Raw genomic sequence first — 15,341 nt, 5'->3', positions numbered from 1 at the left:
CTGCCCCGCACCGCGCCTACGTGGTCCAGGGCAGGCGGACGGCCTCGATCTCGGGGTCACGGAGCAGCGCTTCGACGAGCGGCCGGGGGCCGCAGACCTTGGTGGCCCAGAGGTCGTAGTCGGTGCACAGGACCCAGGAGCGGTCCTCGGCCCACAGGTTGGAGGGGGTGAAGTCCGCCTCCGGATTGTCGTAGAGGGCGTGCGCGTCTCCGAGCCGGCCTGCCCGGACGCGCAGGTTGTCGAAGTCGACGGCGGCCGGCATCAACGGGTTGTAGTACGCGAGGCAGCGGGTGTGCGCGCCGTCGGGGGCATGGGCCGTGAGCAGGTCGATCAGCCGGTCCCACGTGGGACGGTCCAGACTGCCTTCCGTGGGTGGACGCAGGCCGACGGGCCAGCTGCCCTCCAGTTTCGCGGCGGGGAAGCAGTGCAGCGACGGCAAGGTCCCTTCGGCGACCGCGGGGTCCCCGCATCGGCCGGACAGCTCGGCCCAGCGCAGGCGGCGGTACTGCGGCCCGGGGTGTTCCGCGCGTCCCAGTCCGCCGCCCGTGGCGATCCCCGCTTCCATGTCGAAGTCGCCGAACCGGAGCGGTGTGACGGTGCCGGCGGCGATGGCCGCCTGCCGCGCCTCGTGGTGGGAGATGCCCAGGATCCCGCCGGTGTGCTCGTACATCGCGTTCAGCACCCAGGCCGCGTCGGGCATGCCGGGCGGGGTGAAACCTGTGGTTCCGTCCCCGCAGAGCTCGGTCAGCCAGTCGGTCTCTGAGGAGGGGGCCGTGGGCCAGAGGACATGGATCTCAGGCATCCCGCCAGGCTACGGGGCGCGCTCGGGCCCCCGGGCACGGGCAGAACCGGGGTCTAGAAGAAGCCGAGGGCCGAGGCTCCGCCCACTCCGCCCAGGAGCATGAACACCGGCATGAGGACCTTGAGCTCCACCCAGCTGCCGGCGCGGAAGCGCATCATCTTCGGCGGCCCGATGGGGTACCAGCGCTTGCCCGCGATGGGCAGGGGCCACAGGATCGGGCAGCCGGAGACGGTCAGGGCGTCGCCGATGTCGTGGACCAGGGCGCCGAGCACGATGGGCAGGCCGAGCCACAGGTATTCCTGGCCGGGGGCGGTGAAGAGCCAGCCGGAGCCGTTGCCGGGCTGGTCGAGCACGCCTGCCAGTATCCAGGCGCTGGTCGCGCCGAGCAGCCAGACCAGGACGTCGCTGGACATGCGGGCGGCCCGCCACAGCAGGCCTTCGACCGCGAGGACCAGGTGGACGAAGAGGAGCGCGAGGACGCCCCACCGGTCCGCGGTGACGGCGATCGCGGAGGAACCGGCGCCGATCAGGACGGCCCAGAGCCAGGTGTGGGTCAGGGTGCGGTGGCCCCCGGTGCGGCGGGCGTCGCGCGGGGCCCGGGTGGCTTTGTAGACCCCGTAGGAGATCTTGTCGACCACCTCGCACAGGCCCCGGGAGAGCGGACCGAAGGCGCGGGAGATCGTCGCCGACTTGTGGTCCAGGTCGGGGGCGAGGGCGGCTCCGGCGCAGATCAGCGCGCCGACGACGAGGACGGGCCAGGGCATCGGGTGCCCGTAGGCGGCCGCCGCGGCGCCCACCCCCAGCCAGGCCGCTGCCCCGGACAGTGAGTGCGCCGGACCCATCATGGTCGTTCCCCGCCCCGGTGGTGTGCTGGTCGGGCCCTGTTGACGGTGTCGTTCGGGCCGCATCGACGGCACAGCGTACCGTCGATGATCTTCCTTCTGTCCGCCGGTTCCCTGATCCGGGGGGAAGCCAGGCAAGATGGGGGGTGTGACCCTCATTGATCAGCTCCCGCCGAACGCCGACCCCGACGCCCTCTTCGAGGCTTTCTCCTCGTGGGCGGAGGACCAGGGCATCACCCTGTACCCGGCTCAGGAGGAGGCTCTGATGGAGGTGGTCACCGGCGCGAACGTGATCCTGTCCACCCCGACCGGCTCCGGCAAGAGCCTGGTGGCGGCGGGCGCGCACTTCACGGCCCTGGCCCAGGACAAGGTCACCTTCTACACCGCGCCGATCAAGGCGCTGGTCTCGGAGAAGTTCTTCGACCTGTGCAAGCTCTTCGGCACCGAGAACGTCGGCATGCTGACCGGCGACGCCTCGGTGAACTCGGACGCGCCGGTGATCTGCTGCACCGCCGAGGTGCTGGCCTCGATCGCCCTGCGCGACGGCAAGTACGCCGACATCGGCCAGGTCGTGATGGACGAGTTCCACTTCTACGCGGAGCCGGACCGCGGCTGGGCCTGGCAGATCCCGATCCTGGAGCTGCCGCAGGCGCAGTTCATCCTGATGTCGGCGACGCTCGGCGACATGAAGCGGTTCGAGGAGGACCTGACCCGGCGCACCGGCCGACCCACCTCGGTGGTCCGCTCCGCGACCCGGCCCGTCCCGCTGTCGTACGAGTACGTCACGACGCCGATCACCGACACCATCACCGAGCTGCTGGAGACCCGGCAGGCGCCGGTCTACATCGTGCACTTCACCCAGGCCCAGGCGGTCGAGCGGGCGCAGTCGCTGATGAGCATCAACATGTGCACCCGCGAGGAGAAGGACAAGATCGCCGAGCTGATCGGCCATTTCCGCTTCACCACCAAGTTCGGCCAGAACCTCTCGCGTTACGTCCGCCACGGCATCGGCGTGCACCACGCGGGCATGCTGCCCAAGTACCGCCGCCTGGTGGAGAAGCTGGCCCAGGCCGGTCTGCTGAAGGTCATCTGCGGCACCGACACCCTCGGCGTCGGCGTCAACGTCCCGATCCGCACGGTGCTGTTCACGGCGCTGACCAAGTACGACGGCACCCGGGTCCGCACGCTGCGCGCCCGTGAGTTCCACCAGATCGCCGGCCGCGCCGGCCGGGCCGGCTTCGACACCGCCGGCTACGTGGTGGCCCAGGCGCCCGAGCACGTCATCGAGAACGAGAAGGCGCTCGCCAAGGCGGGCGACGACCCGAAGAAGCGCCGCAAGGTGGTCCGCAAGAAGGCCCCCGAGGGCTTCGTGGCCTGGTCGGACACCACCTTCGAGAAGCTCATCGCCGCCGACCCGGAGGCGCTGACCTCGCGCTTCAAGGTCACCAACATCATGCTCCTGTCGGTCATCGCCCGGCCCGGCGACGCCTTCAAGGCGATGCGCCACCTGCTCGAGGACAACCACGAGCCGCGCAAGGCCCAGCTGCGCCACATCCGCCGGGCCATCGCCATCTACCGGTCGCTGCTGGACGGCGGTGTCGTCGAGAAGCTCGACACCCCGGACGCCGAGGGCCGCACGATCCGGCTGACCGTCGACCTCCAGCAGGACTTCGCGCTGAACCAGCCGCTGTCCACCTTCGCGCTGGCCTCCTTCGACCTGCTGGACCCGGAGTCCCCTTCCTACGCGCTGGACATGGTCTCGGTGGTGGAGTCCACGCTGGACGACCCGCGCCAGATCCTCGCCGCCCAGCAGAACAAGGAACGCGGCATGGCCGTGGGCGCGATGAAGGCCGACGGGGTCGAGTACGAGGAGCGGATGGAGCGGCTCCAGGAGATCACCTATCCCAAGCCCCTCGAAGAGCTGCTCCTGCACGCCTACGACGTGTACAGCAAGAGCCACCCGTGGGTCCGCGACCACCCCGTCTCCCCGAAGTCGATCATCCGCGACATGTACGAACGCGCGATGACCTTCACCGAGTTCACCTCGTACTACGAGCTGGCGCGCACCGAGGGCATCGTGCTGCGCTACCTGGCGAGCGCCTTCAAGGCGCTGGACCACACCATCCCCGACGACCTCAAGTCCGAGGACCTCCAGGACCTGATCGAGTGGCTCGGCGAGCTGGTCCGCCAGGTCGACTCCAGCCTGCTCGACGAGTGGGAGCAGCTGGCGAACCCGGAGGTGGAGACGGCGGAGCAGGCCCAGGAGAAGGCCGACCAGGTCAAGCCGGTCACCGCGAACGCCCGCGCCTTCCGCGTCCTGGTCCGCAACGCCATGTTCCGCCGGGTCGAGCTGGCGGCCCTGGACCACGTCAACGTCCTGGGCGAGCTGGACGGCGACTCCGGCTGGGACGCCGACGCCTGGGGCGAGGCCATGGACGGCTACTGGGACGAGTACGACGACCTGGGCACGGGCCCCGACGCGCGCGGGCCCAAGCTGCTCCAGATCGAGGAGGACCCGGCGCACGGCCTCTGGCGCGTCCGGCAGACCTTCGCCGACCCCAACGGGGACCATGGCTGGGGCATCAGCGCCGAGGTGGACCTCGCCGCATCCGACGAGGAGGGCCGGGCGGTCCTGCGCGTCACCTCGGTCGGCGAACTCGGCCAGCTCTGACCTCCCTCCGGCTCCGCCCGCGCGGGCACCCGCCGCGCAACCGACCTCCGACCCGCAACCGACCGGCGCCCTCGCGGCGGCCGGGCCCGACCGTGGAGATCCTCTGATGACGAACCCCGCCGAGAGGCTGGTCGATCTGCTCGACCTGGAGCAGATCGAGGTCAACATCTTCCGGGGCGCCAGTCCCCAGGAGTCCCTCCAGCGCGTCTTCGGCGGCCAGGTCGCCGGCCAGGCGCTGGTGGCGGCCGGCCGCACCACGGAGGGCGACCGGCCCGTGCACTCCCTCCATTCGTACTTCCTGCGCCCCGGCATCCCCGGGGTGCCGATCGTGTACCAGGTGGAGCGGGTGCGCGACGGGCGCTCCTTCACCACCCGCCGGGTCACCGCGGTCCAGCAGGGCAAGACCATCTTCAATCTGACCGCCTCCTTCCATCAGCCGGAGGAGGGCAGCATCGAGCACCAGCTGCCTCCCCGCCTCGACTTCCCGCACCCGGACACGCTCCCGAAGGTCGTGGACGAGATCCGTGAGCACCTGGGCACGCTGCCGGAGGCGCTGGAGCGGATGGCCCGCCGCCAGCCCTTCGACATCCGTTACGTGGACCGGCTCCGCTGGACCCCCGAGGAGCTCAAGGACGCCGATCCGCGCAGCGCGGTGTGGATGCGCGCCGTCGGCCCGCTGGGCGACGACCCGCTCGTGCACACCTGCGCCCTCACCTACGCCAGTGACATGACCCTCCTCGACGCCGTGCGCATCCCCGTGGAGCCCCTGTGGGGCATGCGCGGTTTCGACATGGCCTCCCTCGACCACGCCATGTGGTTCCACCGGCCGTTCCGGGCGGACGAGTGGTTCCTGTACGACCAGGAGTCGCCCATCGCGCACGGCGGCCGGGGCCTGGCACGCGGTCGCATCTACGACCTCGAGGGCAAGCTGCTGGTGTCGGTGGTCCAGGAAGGGCTCTTCCGCCCGTACGGCGCCAAGGCCTCCAAGCCGGCCGTGTCCCCGCAGTAGTCCCTCCGCCCCCTCCCTTCCCCGAAGAACTGAGTGTTTCCATGCCCACTCCGGCTCCCGCCCGCGCCGTCCCCTGCCCCTGCGGGCTGCCCGCCTCTTACCCGGAGTGCTGCGGCCGCTTCCACTCCGGCGAGCGGCAGGCTCCGACCGCCGAGCTGCTGATGCGCTCCCGCTTCAGCGCCTTCGCCGTCGGCGACACCGCCTATCTTCTGCGCTCCTGGCACCCGTCGACCCGGCCGGGCGTGCTCGACCTGGATCCCGGGCAGCGCTGGGAACGGCTGGAGATCCTGGCCACCGAGCGCGGCGGGATGTTCGAGACGGAGGGCTCGGTGGAGTTCCGGGCGCACTACCGCGAGGGGCGGCACACCGGTTCCCTGCACGAGCACAGTTCCTTCGCCCGGGACAACGGGGCCTGGGTCTACGTCGGCCCCCTCTCCCCCGTCGACTTCGACTGACCCCTCGCTCCGGTCAGGGCGAAGTCGAGGCTGGTGCGGTACCAGCCGGTCTCGTCCGGTGACCCGGCCCGCAGCAGCCGGGTCGCCACCTCGGCGGCCGCCGGGACCTGCGGGTGCCCGTAGGGCGGGGGCGGGGCGAGCGCGCCGAGCAGGATGCGCTCCGCCGCGTCGGGAACGATCGCGCGCACATCGTCCTCGGGGAGCACGGAGGCCAGTACGGCAGCCCGCTCCCAGGGGACGGCGGTCCCTCTCAGCAACAGCCCGACGTGCCGTTCGCGCCACTTCCGGGGGCGCAGGTCGGCCCTGGCCGCCATCAGCTCCCGGTCCGCCGGCGGGGCGCTCCCCCGCAGCATTCCGGGCTCGCGGACCGCGAAGTCCCGTAGCTCCGCGGTCAGATAGAGCCACACCACCGCCCGGTAGCGGTTGATCCGGTATCCCACCGGAGTGAGATGGCCGCAGCGTGCGAGCCGGGTGAACCGGCTCGGGCCGACCCCCAGGACGGCGGCTGCCGCCTCCGCTCCCGCGACCGTCTCCACCCGCTCGCGCAGCGCGTCCGGGAACCCCTCGGCCGACCGGACCCGGTCGAGCTCGGTCCGGGTGTACCGCGGGGCCCCGGCGGGCCCCTGGGGTCCCGCCCGCACCAGGCCCAACTGGACGGCGCGGGCGAACTCACTGCGGCTCAGCCCCAGTTCCTCGGCGGCTCGCCCACCGCCCATCAGCCCGGCGACCTCTGCGCACCCCGCGGGCGCGGACTCCACCCTCGGCACCGCCGTCGGGATCACCCCCGCAGTCTCCGCCGTCGCCCGCGTCGCATGCGCCATCTGCGTCGTCTGCACCATCTGCGTCATCGCGCTCTCCCCACCAGAGTGATCACTGTGTGTGAAGAACGTAACTCAGAGCTACGACACCCCGCAGCGCCTGTGGACAACCCGGAAGGCGCGCACTGCGCCGCCCTTCGGGCGACGACGGGATCTTGACGACAGGCCCTAGCCGCCGGTGATCCGCCGCTCCGCGACCCCCAGGTGCTCCCCCACCCGGTTGACCAGCAGCGTCATCTCGTACGCCACGTGCCCGATGTCGGCCTCGGAGGCGCTCAGCACGCACAGGCAGCTGCCCGCACCCGCCGCCATGACGAAGAGGACCCCGTCGTCGTACTCGACCATCGTCTGACGGACCTCACCCGCCCGGAAGTGCCGCCCCGAGCCCTTCGCCAGGCTCTGCAGCCCCGCCGCGACCGCCGCCAGGTGCTCCGCGTCCTCCCGTGCCAGCCCCGCGCTCGCGCCCGTCACCAGGCCGTCGTTGGAGAGCACCACCGCGTGCCGCACCTGCTGCACCCGCCGCGTCAAGTCGTCCAGCAGCCAGTCCAGCTGCTTGTCCAGCGCCATATACAGTCCCTCCCCGTCGACGCGGCCGAACCGGCCGCGCCCCACCCCGCATAGTCGTGCCGCCAGCCTTCCCCACCAGCGGCTTTCCGGCAAGGAGGATGGACCCATGGTGAAGAAGATGACTCAAGAGGAATGGCAGGCGTTCGTCTCCCACTCCACCCGCACCGGGAAACTGTCCACCGTCCGTGAGGACGGAAGCCCTCACATCGCTCCCATCTGGTTCGTTCTCGACGGCGACTCCTTCGTGTTCAACACCGGGAAGGACACCGTCAAGGGGCGCAATCTGGCCCGCGACGGCCGCGTCGCCCTCTGCGTGGACGACGACCGGCCGCCCTTCTCCTACGTCGTCCTCCAGGGCCGGGCCGAGATCAGCGACGACCTGGACACGATGCTCCCCTGGTCGACCAGGATCGGCGCCCGCTACATGGGAGAGGAGCACGGCGAGGCCTTCGGCCGCCGCAACGCCGTTCCCGGCGAGCTCCTCGTGCGCGTCTCCATCGACAAGGTGATCTCGGCCGCCGGCGTGGCCGACTGACGGCATCCGCCGCACGGTTCCCGCAGCACCCCCACCCCACCCCCGCAACACCGCCACGCCGCGGGCCGGTTCACACCGAATCGGCCCGCGGCTCCACCGACTCCAGCAACCGCGCCGTGTGCACCCGTCCCGCGTACTCCACCAGCCGGATCAGCACTTCCTTCCCCGAGTCCTTGTCCCGTGCGTCGCACAGCACCACCGGCGTCCCCTGATCCAGGTCCAGCGCCCGCGCGACCTCGTTCGAGGCGTACCGCCGCGCGTTCGCGAAGCAGTTGACGGCCACCACGAACGGGATCTTCCGGTGCTCGAAGTAGTCGACCGCCGGGAAGCAGTCCTCCAGCCGCCGCGTGTCGGCGAGGACCACCGCACCCAGCGCCCCCTGGGACAACTCGTCCCACAGGAACCAGAACCGGTCCTGCCCCGGAGTCCCGAACAGGTACAGCGACAGCCCCGATCTGATCGTGATCCGCCCGAAGTCCATCGCCACGGTGGTCGTCGTCTTCTGGTCGACCCCTCCCGTGTCGTCGACCAGTTCCCCTGCCTCGCTGAGCAGTTCCTCCGTGCGCAGCGGCCGGATCTCGCTGACCGAGCCGACCAGGGTCGTCTTGCCGACGCCGAAGCCGCCCGCCACGAGTATCTTCAGCGCGAGCGCGGCCAGTTCCTCGCCGCCCTCGGCGGCCGGCGCCGGCCCGTTGTGGTGCAGTCCCATCACAGCGCTCGCAATCCCTCGATGACTTCACGCAGAATCCGCTCGTCCGGCAGCTGTGCGGGCGGCACCGGCCGGCTGACCTTGACGTGCCCGGCCTCCAGCAGGTCACCGAGCAGTACGCGCACCACGCCCACGGGCAGGTCCGCGTCCGCCGCGAGTTCGGCCACCGACTGGGTTTCGTCCCGGCACAGTCCGAGCAACGCCCGGTGCTCCGGTCCCAGCAGCGACTCGGCCGCCTCGTCCGTTCCCGCCGGGTCCACGGCCACCAGCGCGATCAGGTCGAACCGGACCCCGTGGGGTCCCGGCTTCGTGCGCCCGCCGGTCATGGCGTACGGACGGACGAGCGGGCCCGCGTCGGCGTCGTACCACCGGCCGTTCGTGCTCACGGCCGCCGCCCTCAACCGGCGGCCGGCGGCCGCGCCGCGAACCGGGCCGGGGTGTACAGGTGCTCGCCGACCCGCTTGACCAACCGGGCCATCTCGTAGGCGATGAGCCCCATGTCGGCGCCGGCCCCGCTGAGCACGGCCAGGCAGGAGCCGTCTCCGGCGGCCGCCACGAAGAGGAAGCCCTCGTCCATCTCCACCATCGTCTGGCGCACGCCCCCGGCGTGGAAGTGCCGGCCCGCGCCCTTGGCCAGGCTGTGGAAGCCGGAGGCCACGGCCGCCAGGTGCTCGGCGTCCTCCCGGCTCAGTGCGCTGGAAGCGCCCACCGCCAGGCCGTCGTTGGACAGGACCACGGCGTGCCGTACCTCGCGCACCCGGACCACGAGGTCGTCCAGGAGCCAGTCGAGTTCGCCCGACCTGCGGACGCCGTCGAGGTCGATCCTCTGATGTTCGATCATCACCGTGCTCCTTCGCCTTCGCCAGTACTGCCTGTGCCGCCCATGCCGCCCGCGCGGCCCGGACCGTCCGCTCCGGCTTCGCCGCTCGCCTGCGTGCCCCGCACCCAGCCCGCCCGGTACGCCGCCATCCGCTCGCGCGCCTGCTCGGGGCTGCGGCCGGGCGGTGCCTCCGCCCCCCGGACCCCGGCCGGGGCCTTGGGAGCGGGGGCCTCGCGCAACTGCGGGACGAGGCTGGCCTGCCGGACGCGGCGCGGCAGTTCGGTGACCGACGCGGCCGGGCCCGAGGGAGCCGATGGGCCCGAGGGGGCCACCGTCACCGCCGGGGCGGGCGTACGGGGAACCGCGCCCGCGGAGCCGCGCGGCCGCAGCGGGGCCACCGGGGAGGGACGGGGCTCCTCGCGCACGGGGCTCCGGTCCGGGACCGGGACCCCGCGCACGTCGTCCCGTACGACGCTGATGGCCTGGGACGGCTCCCGGTACCGCTCCCGGACCGGCTCGGAGATCGGCTCCGGCGACGGCACAGGGCTCGGGGCCGGGGCCGGAGCTGCGCCGTGCTCCTCCTCGGGGTGCGGGTAGGCGGCCGTCAGGGCGCCCTGGAGCAGGGAGTTGGGGAGCAGTACCACCGCGGTGGTGCCGCCGTACGGTGACATGCGCAGGTGCACCTTGACACCGTGGCGTGCCGAGAGGCGGCTGACCACGAAGAGCCCGAGCCGGTCGCTGTCGAAGAGGTCGAGGGCCTCGGACTGCTCGATGCGCCGGTTGGCCTCCTGGAGGGATTCGCGGCCCATGCCGAGTCCGCGGTCCTCCACCTCCAGGACGTAGCCGGCGCCGACGGGTTCTCCGCTGACCCTGACCTTGGTGTGGGGCGGGGAGAACTGGGTCGCGTTCTCGATGAGTTCGGCCAGCAGGTGGGTGAGGTCGGCGACGGCCCCGCCGACGACGGCGGCCTCGGCGAGCTGGCGGACCTCCACGCGCGGGTAGTCCTCGATCTCGGAGACGGCGGCCCGGACGACGTTCGTCAGCGGGATCGGCATCCGCCAGGCGCGTCCGGGAGCGGCGCCCGAGAGGATGATCAGGCTTTCCGCGTGCCGCCGCATCCGGGTGGTGAGGTGGTCGAGGCGGAAGAGGTCGCCGAGCTCGCTCGGGTCGTCGGCGCGGCGTTCCATCGAGTCGAGCAGGGTGAGCTGCTTGTGCACCAGGACCTGGCTGCGCCGGGCGAGGTTGACGAAGACCCCGCTCACTCCGCTGGCCAGTTCGGCGCGTTCGACGGCGGCGCTGAGGGCGGCCCGGTGGACCGTGGCCAGTGCCTCGCCGACCTGGGCGATCTCGTCGGCGGCGGCCGGTCCCCGCGGGGTTTCGGCGGCCACGTCGATGTCCTGCCCGGCCCGCAACCGGTCCATGGCCTGCGGGAGTTTGCGGTGGGCGATCTCCAGCGCGGTGTTGCGCAGCGAGACCAGTTCGACGACGAGGGCCCGGCCGATGCGGACCGAGATGACGAGCGAGGCGGCCACGGCGGCCAGGCCCAGGAGGACGGCGGCTCCGGCGGGACTCAGCGCACCCGCGCCGAACGGGTCGGTGCGGTCGGCGGATGCCGCGTGGGCGGCGTCCGCGATCTCCCGCATCGAGCCGGCGACGGAGGTGTAGGCCGCCTCCCAGCCGGGGGGCGGGCCGGCGGCGCCGGCACCGGCCGCGGCGGCCAGCGCCCGATCCTCGGCCCCGGTGAGGTCGGCGTAGGCGGCGCTCTTGGCCACGGCCTGCCAGGTGTCCTGCTGTGCGCCGGGCAGGTCCCGGGCCGCCGTGGCGGTCAGGGCCCGGCGGGTCTCGACCGCTCCGGTCAGCCGGCGAAGCGTTTCGGCGGTGCGCGGCCCCGGCACCGTCAGCAGGGCGTCCTCCCGCGACAGCTGCTCCCCGGCCCGCGCGAACTCCAGCAGGACCCGGGCGTCGACGCCCAGTTCGGCGTCCTGGCCTCCTCCGGAGAGGGCCCCGCCGACTTCCAGCGCCGCGTCGATCACCCGGGTGTACGTCTCGTACGCCGCTTCCGGGGTGGCCCGGTGCCCGGCGACGTCCTTGCGCGCCGGGCCCAGTCCCTCGGCGGCGGCGACGAAGTCGCGCAGCCGGATGACGATGTCGGTGCGGTAGTCGCCGGAGTCGGCCACCGTGTTGCGGTCGCCGAGCCGCAGTGCCCGTACGGTGCCGTCGGTGCGGCGTGCCTGTTCGTCCAGGGCGGCGGCCTGGCCGGGGGCCTGGGCGGCGGCCGCCTGGCCGGCGGTGGGGTCGGCCAGCAGCCGTACCGCCGTGCGCCGTTCGGCCTGCAGGGCGGTGACGGCGGCCTCGACCGGTGCCCGGAGCTCACGGTCGACGCGCTGGGCGCGGCTGAGGCGGGCGACGTCCTGGGCCGCGTCGACGGTCGCGAAGGCCCAGAGGGCGAGCAGGGAGACCACCGGCACCATCAGCAGCGAGACGATCTTCGCTCGGACGGTGGCGGGGCGCAGCCGCAGGCGCGGACCGCGGCCACCGCCCCCGGCCCCGCCGGGTATCGCCCCGAGCACGTCGGAGGTGGCGCGCTCCACGGGCTCCTCGGCGGGCGGTCCGGCGTGCGCCCGGCGGCCCGGCCCCTTGCCGCGGCCACCCGCTGGCGCGGGCGCGGGCGGCCGCGACGCCGCTGCTTCCGGTGTTCTGCGGGGTCTGCGCATGGGCTCCTCGTTCCGGGCGGTGCGTACGGACGTGACGGTCGCGGGGGCGGTGGCGGCGGCGTGGCGGCGGGTATCGGAGGCAGCCGGAGCGGCGACCGGGTGGCGGCGGGGCCTCAGCCGGTGGGGGCGGTGGCGGCCCGCTCTCCCAGGCGCAGGTCGGCGGAGGCCATCGCGGAGGCCTCGCGCTCGTCGGCGGTCGGTGAGAGGGCGACGAACGCGGAGGTGATGAAGAGGTAGGAGCCGAGGCCGACGGCGAGCGGGAAGATGAACTGCATGGCGGTGGCGCCCGGCAGGGCCGCGTCCGAGGGGGTGACCTCGACGGCGACCGCGAGCATGCCGGTGTAGTGCATGCTGCTGACGGCGCCGCCCATCACGAGCGAGGCGACGGCGACGGCCACCGGGGACTTGATGTTGAGGGCCGCCCACAGGGCGGCCGTGGCCGCGACGACCGCGATGGCGACGGAGAGCCCGACGGTGAGCGGCTCGTAGGAGACCGTGCCGTGCAGGCGCAGGGCCGCCATGCCTAGGTAGTGCATGCTGGCGACGCCGAGGCCGGTGGTGAGGCCGCCGACGACGAGGGCCCGGCCGCGGTCCTTCCCGTAGCCGACGGCGAAGACCCCGGCGCCGACGACGATCATCGCGACGAGGAGGCTGAGGATGGTCAGCGGCACGTTGTAGCGGATCTCGGTCCCGGTGACGTGGAAGCCGAGCATGGCGACGAAGTGCATCGTCCAGATCCCGGTGCCGATGGCCGAGGCCGCCGTGAGGAGCCAGTTGCGGCGGGAGGTTCCGGTCGTCGCGGCGAGCGCGCGAACGGTGCAGCGCAGGCCGAGGGCGGCGCCGATCGAAGCCATCACGTATGACAGCGCGGGGGTAAGCCAGCCGTAGGCGGCGTGGTCCAGGTGTCCCATGGCCACGGAAGCTAGTCCGGGTGAGGGAGCGAACACGGGCCGCATTTCGAAAGCCACTGGAACTGCTGGAATATGACAGAGATACGTTCATCTTCGATCACACCACGTACCACCTTGCACACGTTCCGCAGGCATGTGCCGGAGCCCCGGTGAGGGATCATGGGCACATGAGCGAAGACCGCACACAGGACCAGACCCGGGACCGTGGCCACGTCCAGGAGTTCTTCGGGGCGCGCGCGGCCGACTGGGACCGCAAGTTCCCCGGCGACGGGCCCGCCTTCGCGACCGCCGTCGGCGAGTTCGGACTGCGTCCCGGCGACCGGGTGCTCGACGCGGGCTGTGGCACCGGGCGGGCGCTGACCGCGCTCCGTGCGGCCGTCGGACCGTCGGGAACGGTGCTCGGCGCCGATGTCACCCCGCAGATGCTGGCCGCCGCGCACGAGGCCGGCCGGGGCGCGGAGGGCGCACTGCTGCTCGCGGACGTGGCCCGGCTGCCGCTGCGCGACGGGGTGCTGGACGCCGTGTTCGCCGCCGGTCTCATCGCCCATCTGCCCGACCCCGGGGCCAACTTGCGCGAACTCGCCCGGGTGGTCCGCCCGGGCGGCCGGCTCGCGCTGTTCCACCCGATCGGGCGGGCGGCCCTCGCGGCGCGCCACGGCCGCGAACTGACCCCGGACGACATGCGCGCCGAGCACAACCTGGGCCCGCTGCTGGCCGGTTCGGGCTGGCGGATGACCTCGTACGCCGACGAGGACTCCCGCTTCCTCGCGCTGGCGGTCCGCACCCCCTGATCACGACCGGCAGATCCTCTACGTCGGCCACGTGCCCGGAGCAGCTGTACGCACCGGCCACGCGACCGGGCTCGCCCACGCACCCGGGCTCGCCCACGGCACGCCGTCGGCGGCGCCGAGCCGTTTCCGTGGCGGGCGGCAGACGCTCCGTGCAGGTGACGGGCTCGGAAATCGCCTCCCGCCAGCTCTCGACGCGGTGGTTACTCGCTGGTTAGGGTGCGCCGACGAGAGAACGACCGGGAGGCCACGTGTCCGAAGAGGAGGACGGCGGGTCGCTGTACGTGCTGACCGCCGTGCTGCTGACCCCCGCGCAGTTCCCGAGCATCCTGGGTGACGACTACCCCGAGGCCTGCTCGCTGCTCGGCGTGCCGCCGGCGGCCGCCGGGTACGGCCTGGTGATGGGGCAGGACGAGGAGGGCGCGCGCTGGACGGTCGTGGTCGACGACGTCTCGCTCGTGGCCATGGCCATCGCCTCGTGGGACTGCGGGATGGAGTACGACCTGTCCCCCGACGAACGGTCCATCGTGATCTCGCTGGCGGGCTGGCCGCTGGCGCTCGCAGTGGCCACGGCCGGGATCCCCGATCCGCACGATCCAGAGCAGGGTGCGGACGGCACGGGACGGGTGCCGCTGGCCCCGCCGTCGGCCGAGACCTGGGGTCCGGTGCAGCGGCGGATGGGCGCCGACCAGATCGCCCGGGAGTGGGCCGACTGGAGCGAGCGCGTGGGCACGGACGGCGGGGTCGCGGCGGCCGCGCACCCGGGGCTGGCGCGGGCCTTGGAGGAGGCCCTGGCGTACACGCAGAGCCCGCCGCCGCCCGGCAGGGTGCGGTCCTCCTTCGCGGGCGACGAGGCGCGGACGCTGCGCGTCGACGGGCCGGGGTGGTCACTGGTGGCCCGCACCGACGGGGCCGCCTTCGTCCTGCTCGACGAGGAGCCGAGCGAGGTGCTGGCCGTACCGCACGAGGCCCAGGGGGAGCTTCCGGAGCTGTCGGAGCTGCTGGCGGCGCTGGACCGGGTGGCCGTGCGGCCCGCCTGAGCGGGGCGGGGCGGGGCAGGGCCGAGCCGGGGTGCGGCGTGGCGCGGTGCGCTGCGAGGCAAGGCACGGTGCGCTGCGAGGCAAGGCGCAGGTGAGCCGCGTGCGCGGCGTTCGATGTACGGGCTGGTCATGAGGGGGAGGATGCGCTGATGGATCCGGTGGAAGTGGTCCCGGTGGGCGTGGTGGTGGGCGGCCGCTCGGAGGTCGTCGACGACGACTGGGGGCGGGAGACGGCGGTGATCCGGCTGGACCGGGAGCGGTTCGGTCCGGAAGCCCTGTACGGACTGGAGGACTTCTCGCACGTCGAGGTGGTCTTCCACTTCGACCGGGTTCCGCAGGACAAGATCGAGACGGGCGCGCGGCGCCCCCGGGGCAATCCGGACTGGCCGCTCGTCGGCATCTTCGCCCAGCGCGGCAAGAACCGGCCCAACCGGCTGGGCCTCTCGCGCTGTCGCGTCGTGAAGTTGGACGTACTGGCGGCGGACGGCCCGGAGTTGCACGTGGAGGGGCTGGACGCGGTCGCGGGCACGCCGGTGCTCGACCTCAAGCCGTACATGACGGAGTTCGGCCCGCGCGGCGAGCACCGCCAGCCGGAGTGGGCGACGGAGCTGATGCGGGACTACTACTGAGTCGCGCGGGGTGGGGCGGAGCGCCGCGTGT

General features: G+C 72.8%; 16 protein-coding genes. 7 read left to right on the top strand and 9 right to left on the bottom strand.

Annotated elements, in window-relative coordinates; genetic code table 11:
• Window positions 1-16 precede the first annotated feature (16 nt).
• Window positions 17-802, bottom strand: coding sequence for a hypothetical protein (locus ACE1OC_RS35070; protein ID WP_407840361.1), 786 nt, complete (start codon window positions 800-802; stop codon window positions 17-19).
• Window positions 803-855: 53 nt separating this feature from the next.
• On the bottom strand, window positions 856-1,647 hold the full coding sequence (locus ACE1OC_RS35065; protein ID WP_407840360.1) for a metal-dependent hydrolase: 792 nt from the start codon (window positions 1,645-1,647) through the stop codon (window positions 856-858).
• A 145-nt stretch (window positions 1,648-1,792) separates the two neighbouring features.
• Here ACE1OC_RS35065 and ACE1OC_RS35060 point away from each other — a divergent pair, with 145 nt between their 5' ends.
• The 3 genes from ACE1OC_RS35060 to ACE1OC_RS35050 all read left to right on the top strand — a co-directional run bounded on the left by ACE1OC_RS35060 (window position 1,793) and on the right by ACE1OC_RS35050 (window position 5,779).
• Entirely contained in the window at window positions 1,793-4,315 is a 2,523-nt protein-coding gene (locus ACE1OC_RS35060; RefSeq protein ID WP_407840359.1) for a DEAD/DEAH box helicase, read from the top strand.
• Between the two features lie 106 nt (window positions 4,316-4,421).
• Complete coding sequence (locus tag ACE1OC_RS35055; RefSeq protein ID WP_250745037.1) at window positions 4,422-5,324, top strand: acyl-CoA thioesterase; 903 nt, start codon at window positions 4,422-4,424, stop codon at window positions 5,322-5,324.
• A gap of 41 nt (window positions 5,325-5,365) precedes the next feature.
• Complete coding sequence (locus ACE1OC_RS35050; protein ID WP_407840358.1) at window positions 5,366-5,779, top strand: YchJ family protein; 414 nt, start codon at window positions 5,366-5,368, stop codon at window positions 5,777-5,779.
• Here the strand turns inward: ACE1OC_RS35050 and ACE1OC_RS35045 are convergent.
• Both ACE1OC_RS35045 and ACE1OC_RS35040 read right to left on the bottom strand, forming a co-directional pair.
• Window positions 5,743-6,627 (bottom strand): DUF6397 family protein, encoded by an 885-nt coding sequence (locus tag ACE1OC_RS35045; protein WP_407840357.1) that lies wholly within the window; start codon window positions 6,625-6,627, stop codon window positions 5,743-5,745. The genes ACE1OC_RS35050 and ACE1OC_RS35045 overlap by 37 nt on opposite strands.
• A 138-nt stretch (window positions 6,628-6,765) precedes the next feature.
• Window positions 6,766-7,164: a roadblock/LC7 domain-containing protein gene (locus ACE1OC_RS35040; protein ID WP_243340556.1), complete on the bottom strand. Its 399-nt coding sequence runs from the start codon at window positions 7,162-7,164 to the stop codon at window positions 6,766-6,768.
• A 106-nt stretch (window positions 7,165-7,270) separates the two neighbouring features.
• Here ACE1OC_RS35040 and ACE1OC_RS35035 point away from each other — a divergent pair, with 106 nt between their 5' ends.
• A complete protein-coding gene (locus ACE1OC_RS35035; protein ID WP_407840356.1) occupies window positions 7,271-7,699 on the top strand; it encodes a PPOX class F420-dependent oxidoreductase in 429 nt (142 codons plus the stop codon).
• A 70-nt stretch (window positions 7,700-7,769) separates the two neighbouring features.
• Here ACE1OC_RS35035 and ACE1OC_RS35030 read toward each other — a convergent pair whose 3' ends face one another.
• From ACE1OC_RS35030 to ACE1OC_RS35010, 5 genes are all read right to left on the bottom strand, one after another.
• A complete protein-coding gene (locus ACE1OC_RS35030) occupies window positions 7,770-8,408 on the bottom strand; it encodes a GTP-binding protein (RefSeq protein ID WP_382968188.1) in 639 nt (212 codons plus the stop codon).
• The gene (locus ACE1OC_RS35025; protein ID WP_274547500.1) at window positions 8,408-8,794 is read right to left on the bottom strand and encodes a DUF742 domain-containing protein; all 387 of its coding nucleotides are present in this window, start codon (window positions 8,792-8,794) and stop codon (window positions 8,408-8,410) included. The genes ACE1OC_RS35030 and ACE1OC_RS35025 overlap by 1 nt, the downstream gene beginning before the upstream one ends.
• An 11-nt stretch (window positions 8,795-8,805) precedes the next feature.
• The gene (locus ACE1OC_RS35020; RefSeq protein WP_243340590.1) at window positions 8,806-9,249 is read right to left on the bottom strand and encodes a roadblock/LC7 domain-containing protein; all 444 of its coding nucleotides are present in this window, start codon (window positions 9,247-9,249) and stop codon (window positions 8,806-8,808) included.
• Window positions 9,249-11,942: a nitrate- and nitrite sensing domain-containing protein gene (locus tag ACE1OC_RS35015; protein WP_407840355.1), complete on the bottom strand. Its 2,694-nt coding sequence runs from the start codon at window positions 11,940-11,942 to the stop codon at window positions 9,249-9,251. Before ACE1OC_RS35015 ends, ACE1OC_RS35020 begins: the two co-directional genes overlap by 1 nt.
• Before the next feature lie 113 nt (window positions 11,943-12,055).
• Window positions 12,056-12,853: an MHYT domain-containing protein gene (locus tag ACE1OC_RS35010; RefSeq protein ID WP_407840354.1), complete on the bottom strand. Its 798-nt coding sequence runs from the start codon at window positions 12,851-12,853 to the stop codon at window positions 12,056-12,058.
• Between the two features lie 167 nt (window positions 12,854-13,020).
• Between ACE1OC_RS35010 and ACE1OC_RS35005 the strand changes: the two genes are divergently transcribed.
• From ACE1OC_RS35005 to ACE1OC_RS34995, 3 genes are all read left to right on the top strand, one after another.
• A complete protein-coding gene (locus ACE1OC_RS35005; protein WP_407840353.1) occupies window positions 13,021-13,644 on the top strand; it encodes a class I SAM-dependent methyltransferase in 624 nt (207 codons plus the stop codon).
• A 248-nt stretch (window positions 13,645-13,892) separates the two neighbouring features.
• A complete protein-coding gene (locus tag ACE1OC_RS35000) occupies window positions 13,893-14,681 on the top strand; it encodes a hypothetical protein (RefSeq protein ID WP_407840352.1) in 789 nt (262 codons plus the stop codon).
• Window positions 14,682-14,830: 149 nt separating this feature from the next.
• Entirely contained in the window at window positions 14,831-15,310 is a 480-nt protein-coding gene (locus ACE1OC_RS34995) for an SAM-dependent methyltransferase (RefSeq protein WP_407840351.1), read from the top strand.
• The last annotated feature ends 31 nt before the right edge of the window (window positions 15,311-15,341 follow it).

It is taken from the genome of Streptomyces stoeckheimensis (genome assembly GCF_045822005.1).
Taxonomy (GTDB): Bacteria; Actinomycetota; Actinomycetes; order Streptomycetales; family Streptomycetaceae; genus Streptomyces; species Streptomyces stoeckheimensis.
This window is presented reverse-complemented; position numbering and strand designations above follow the sequence as displayed.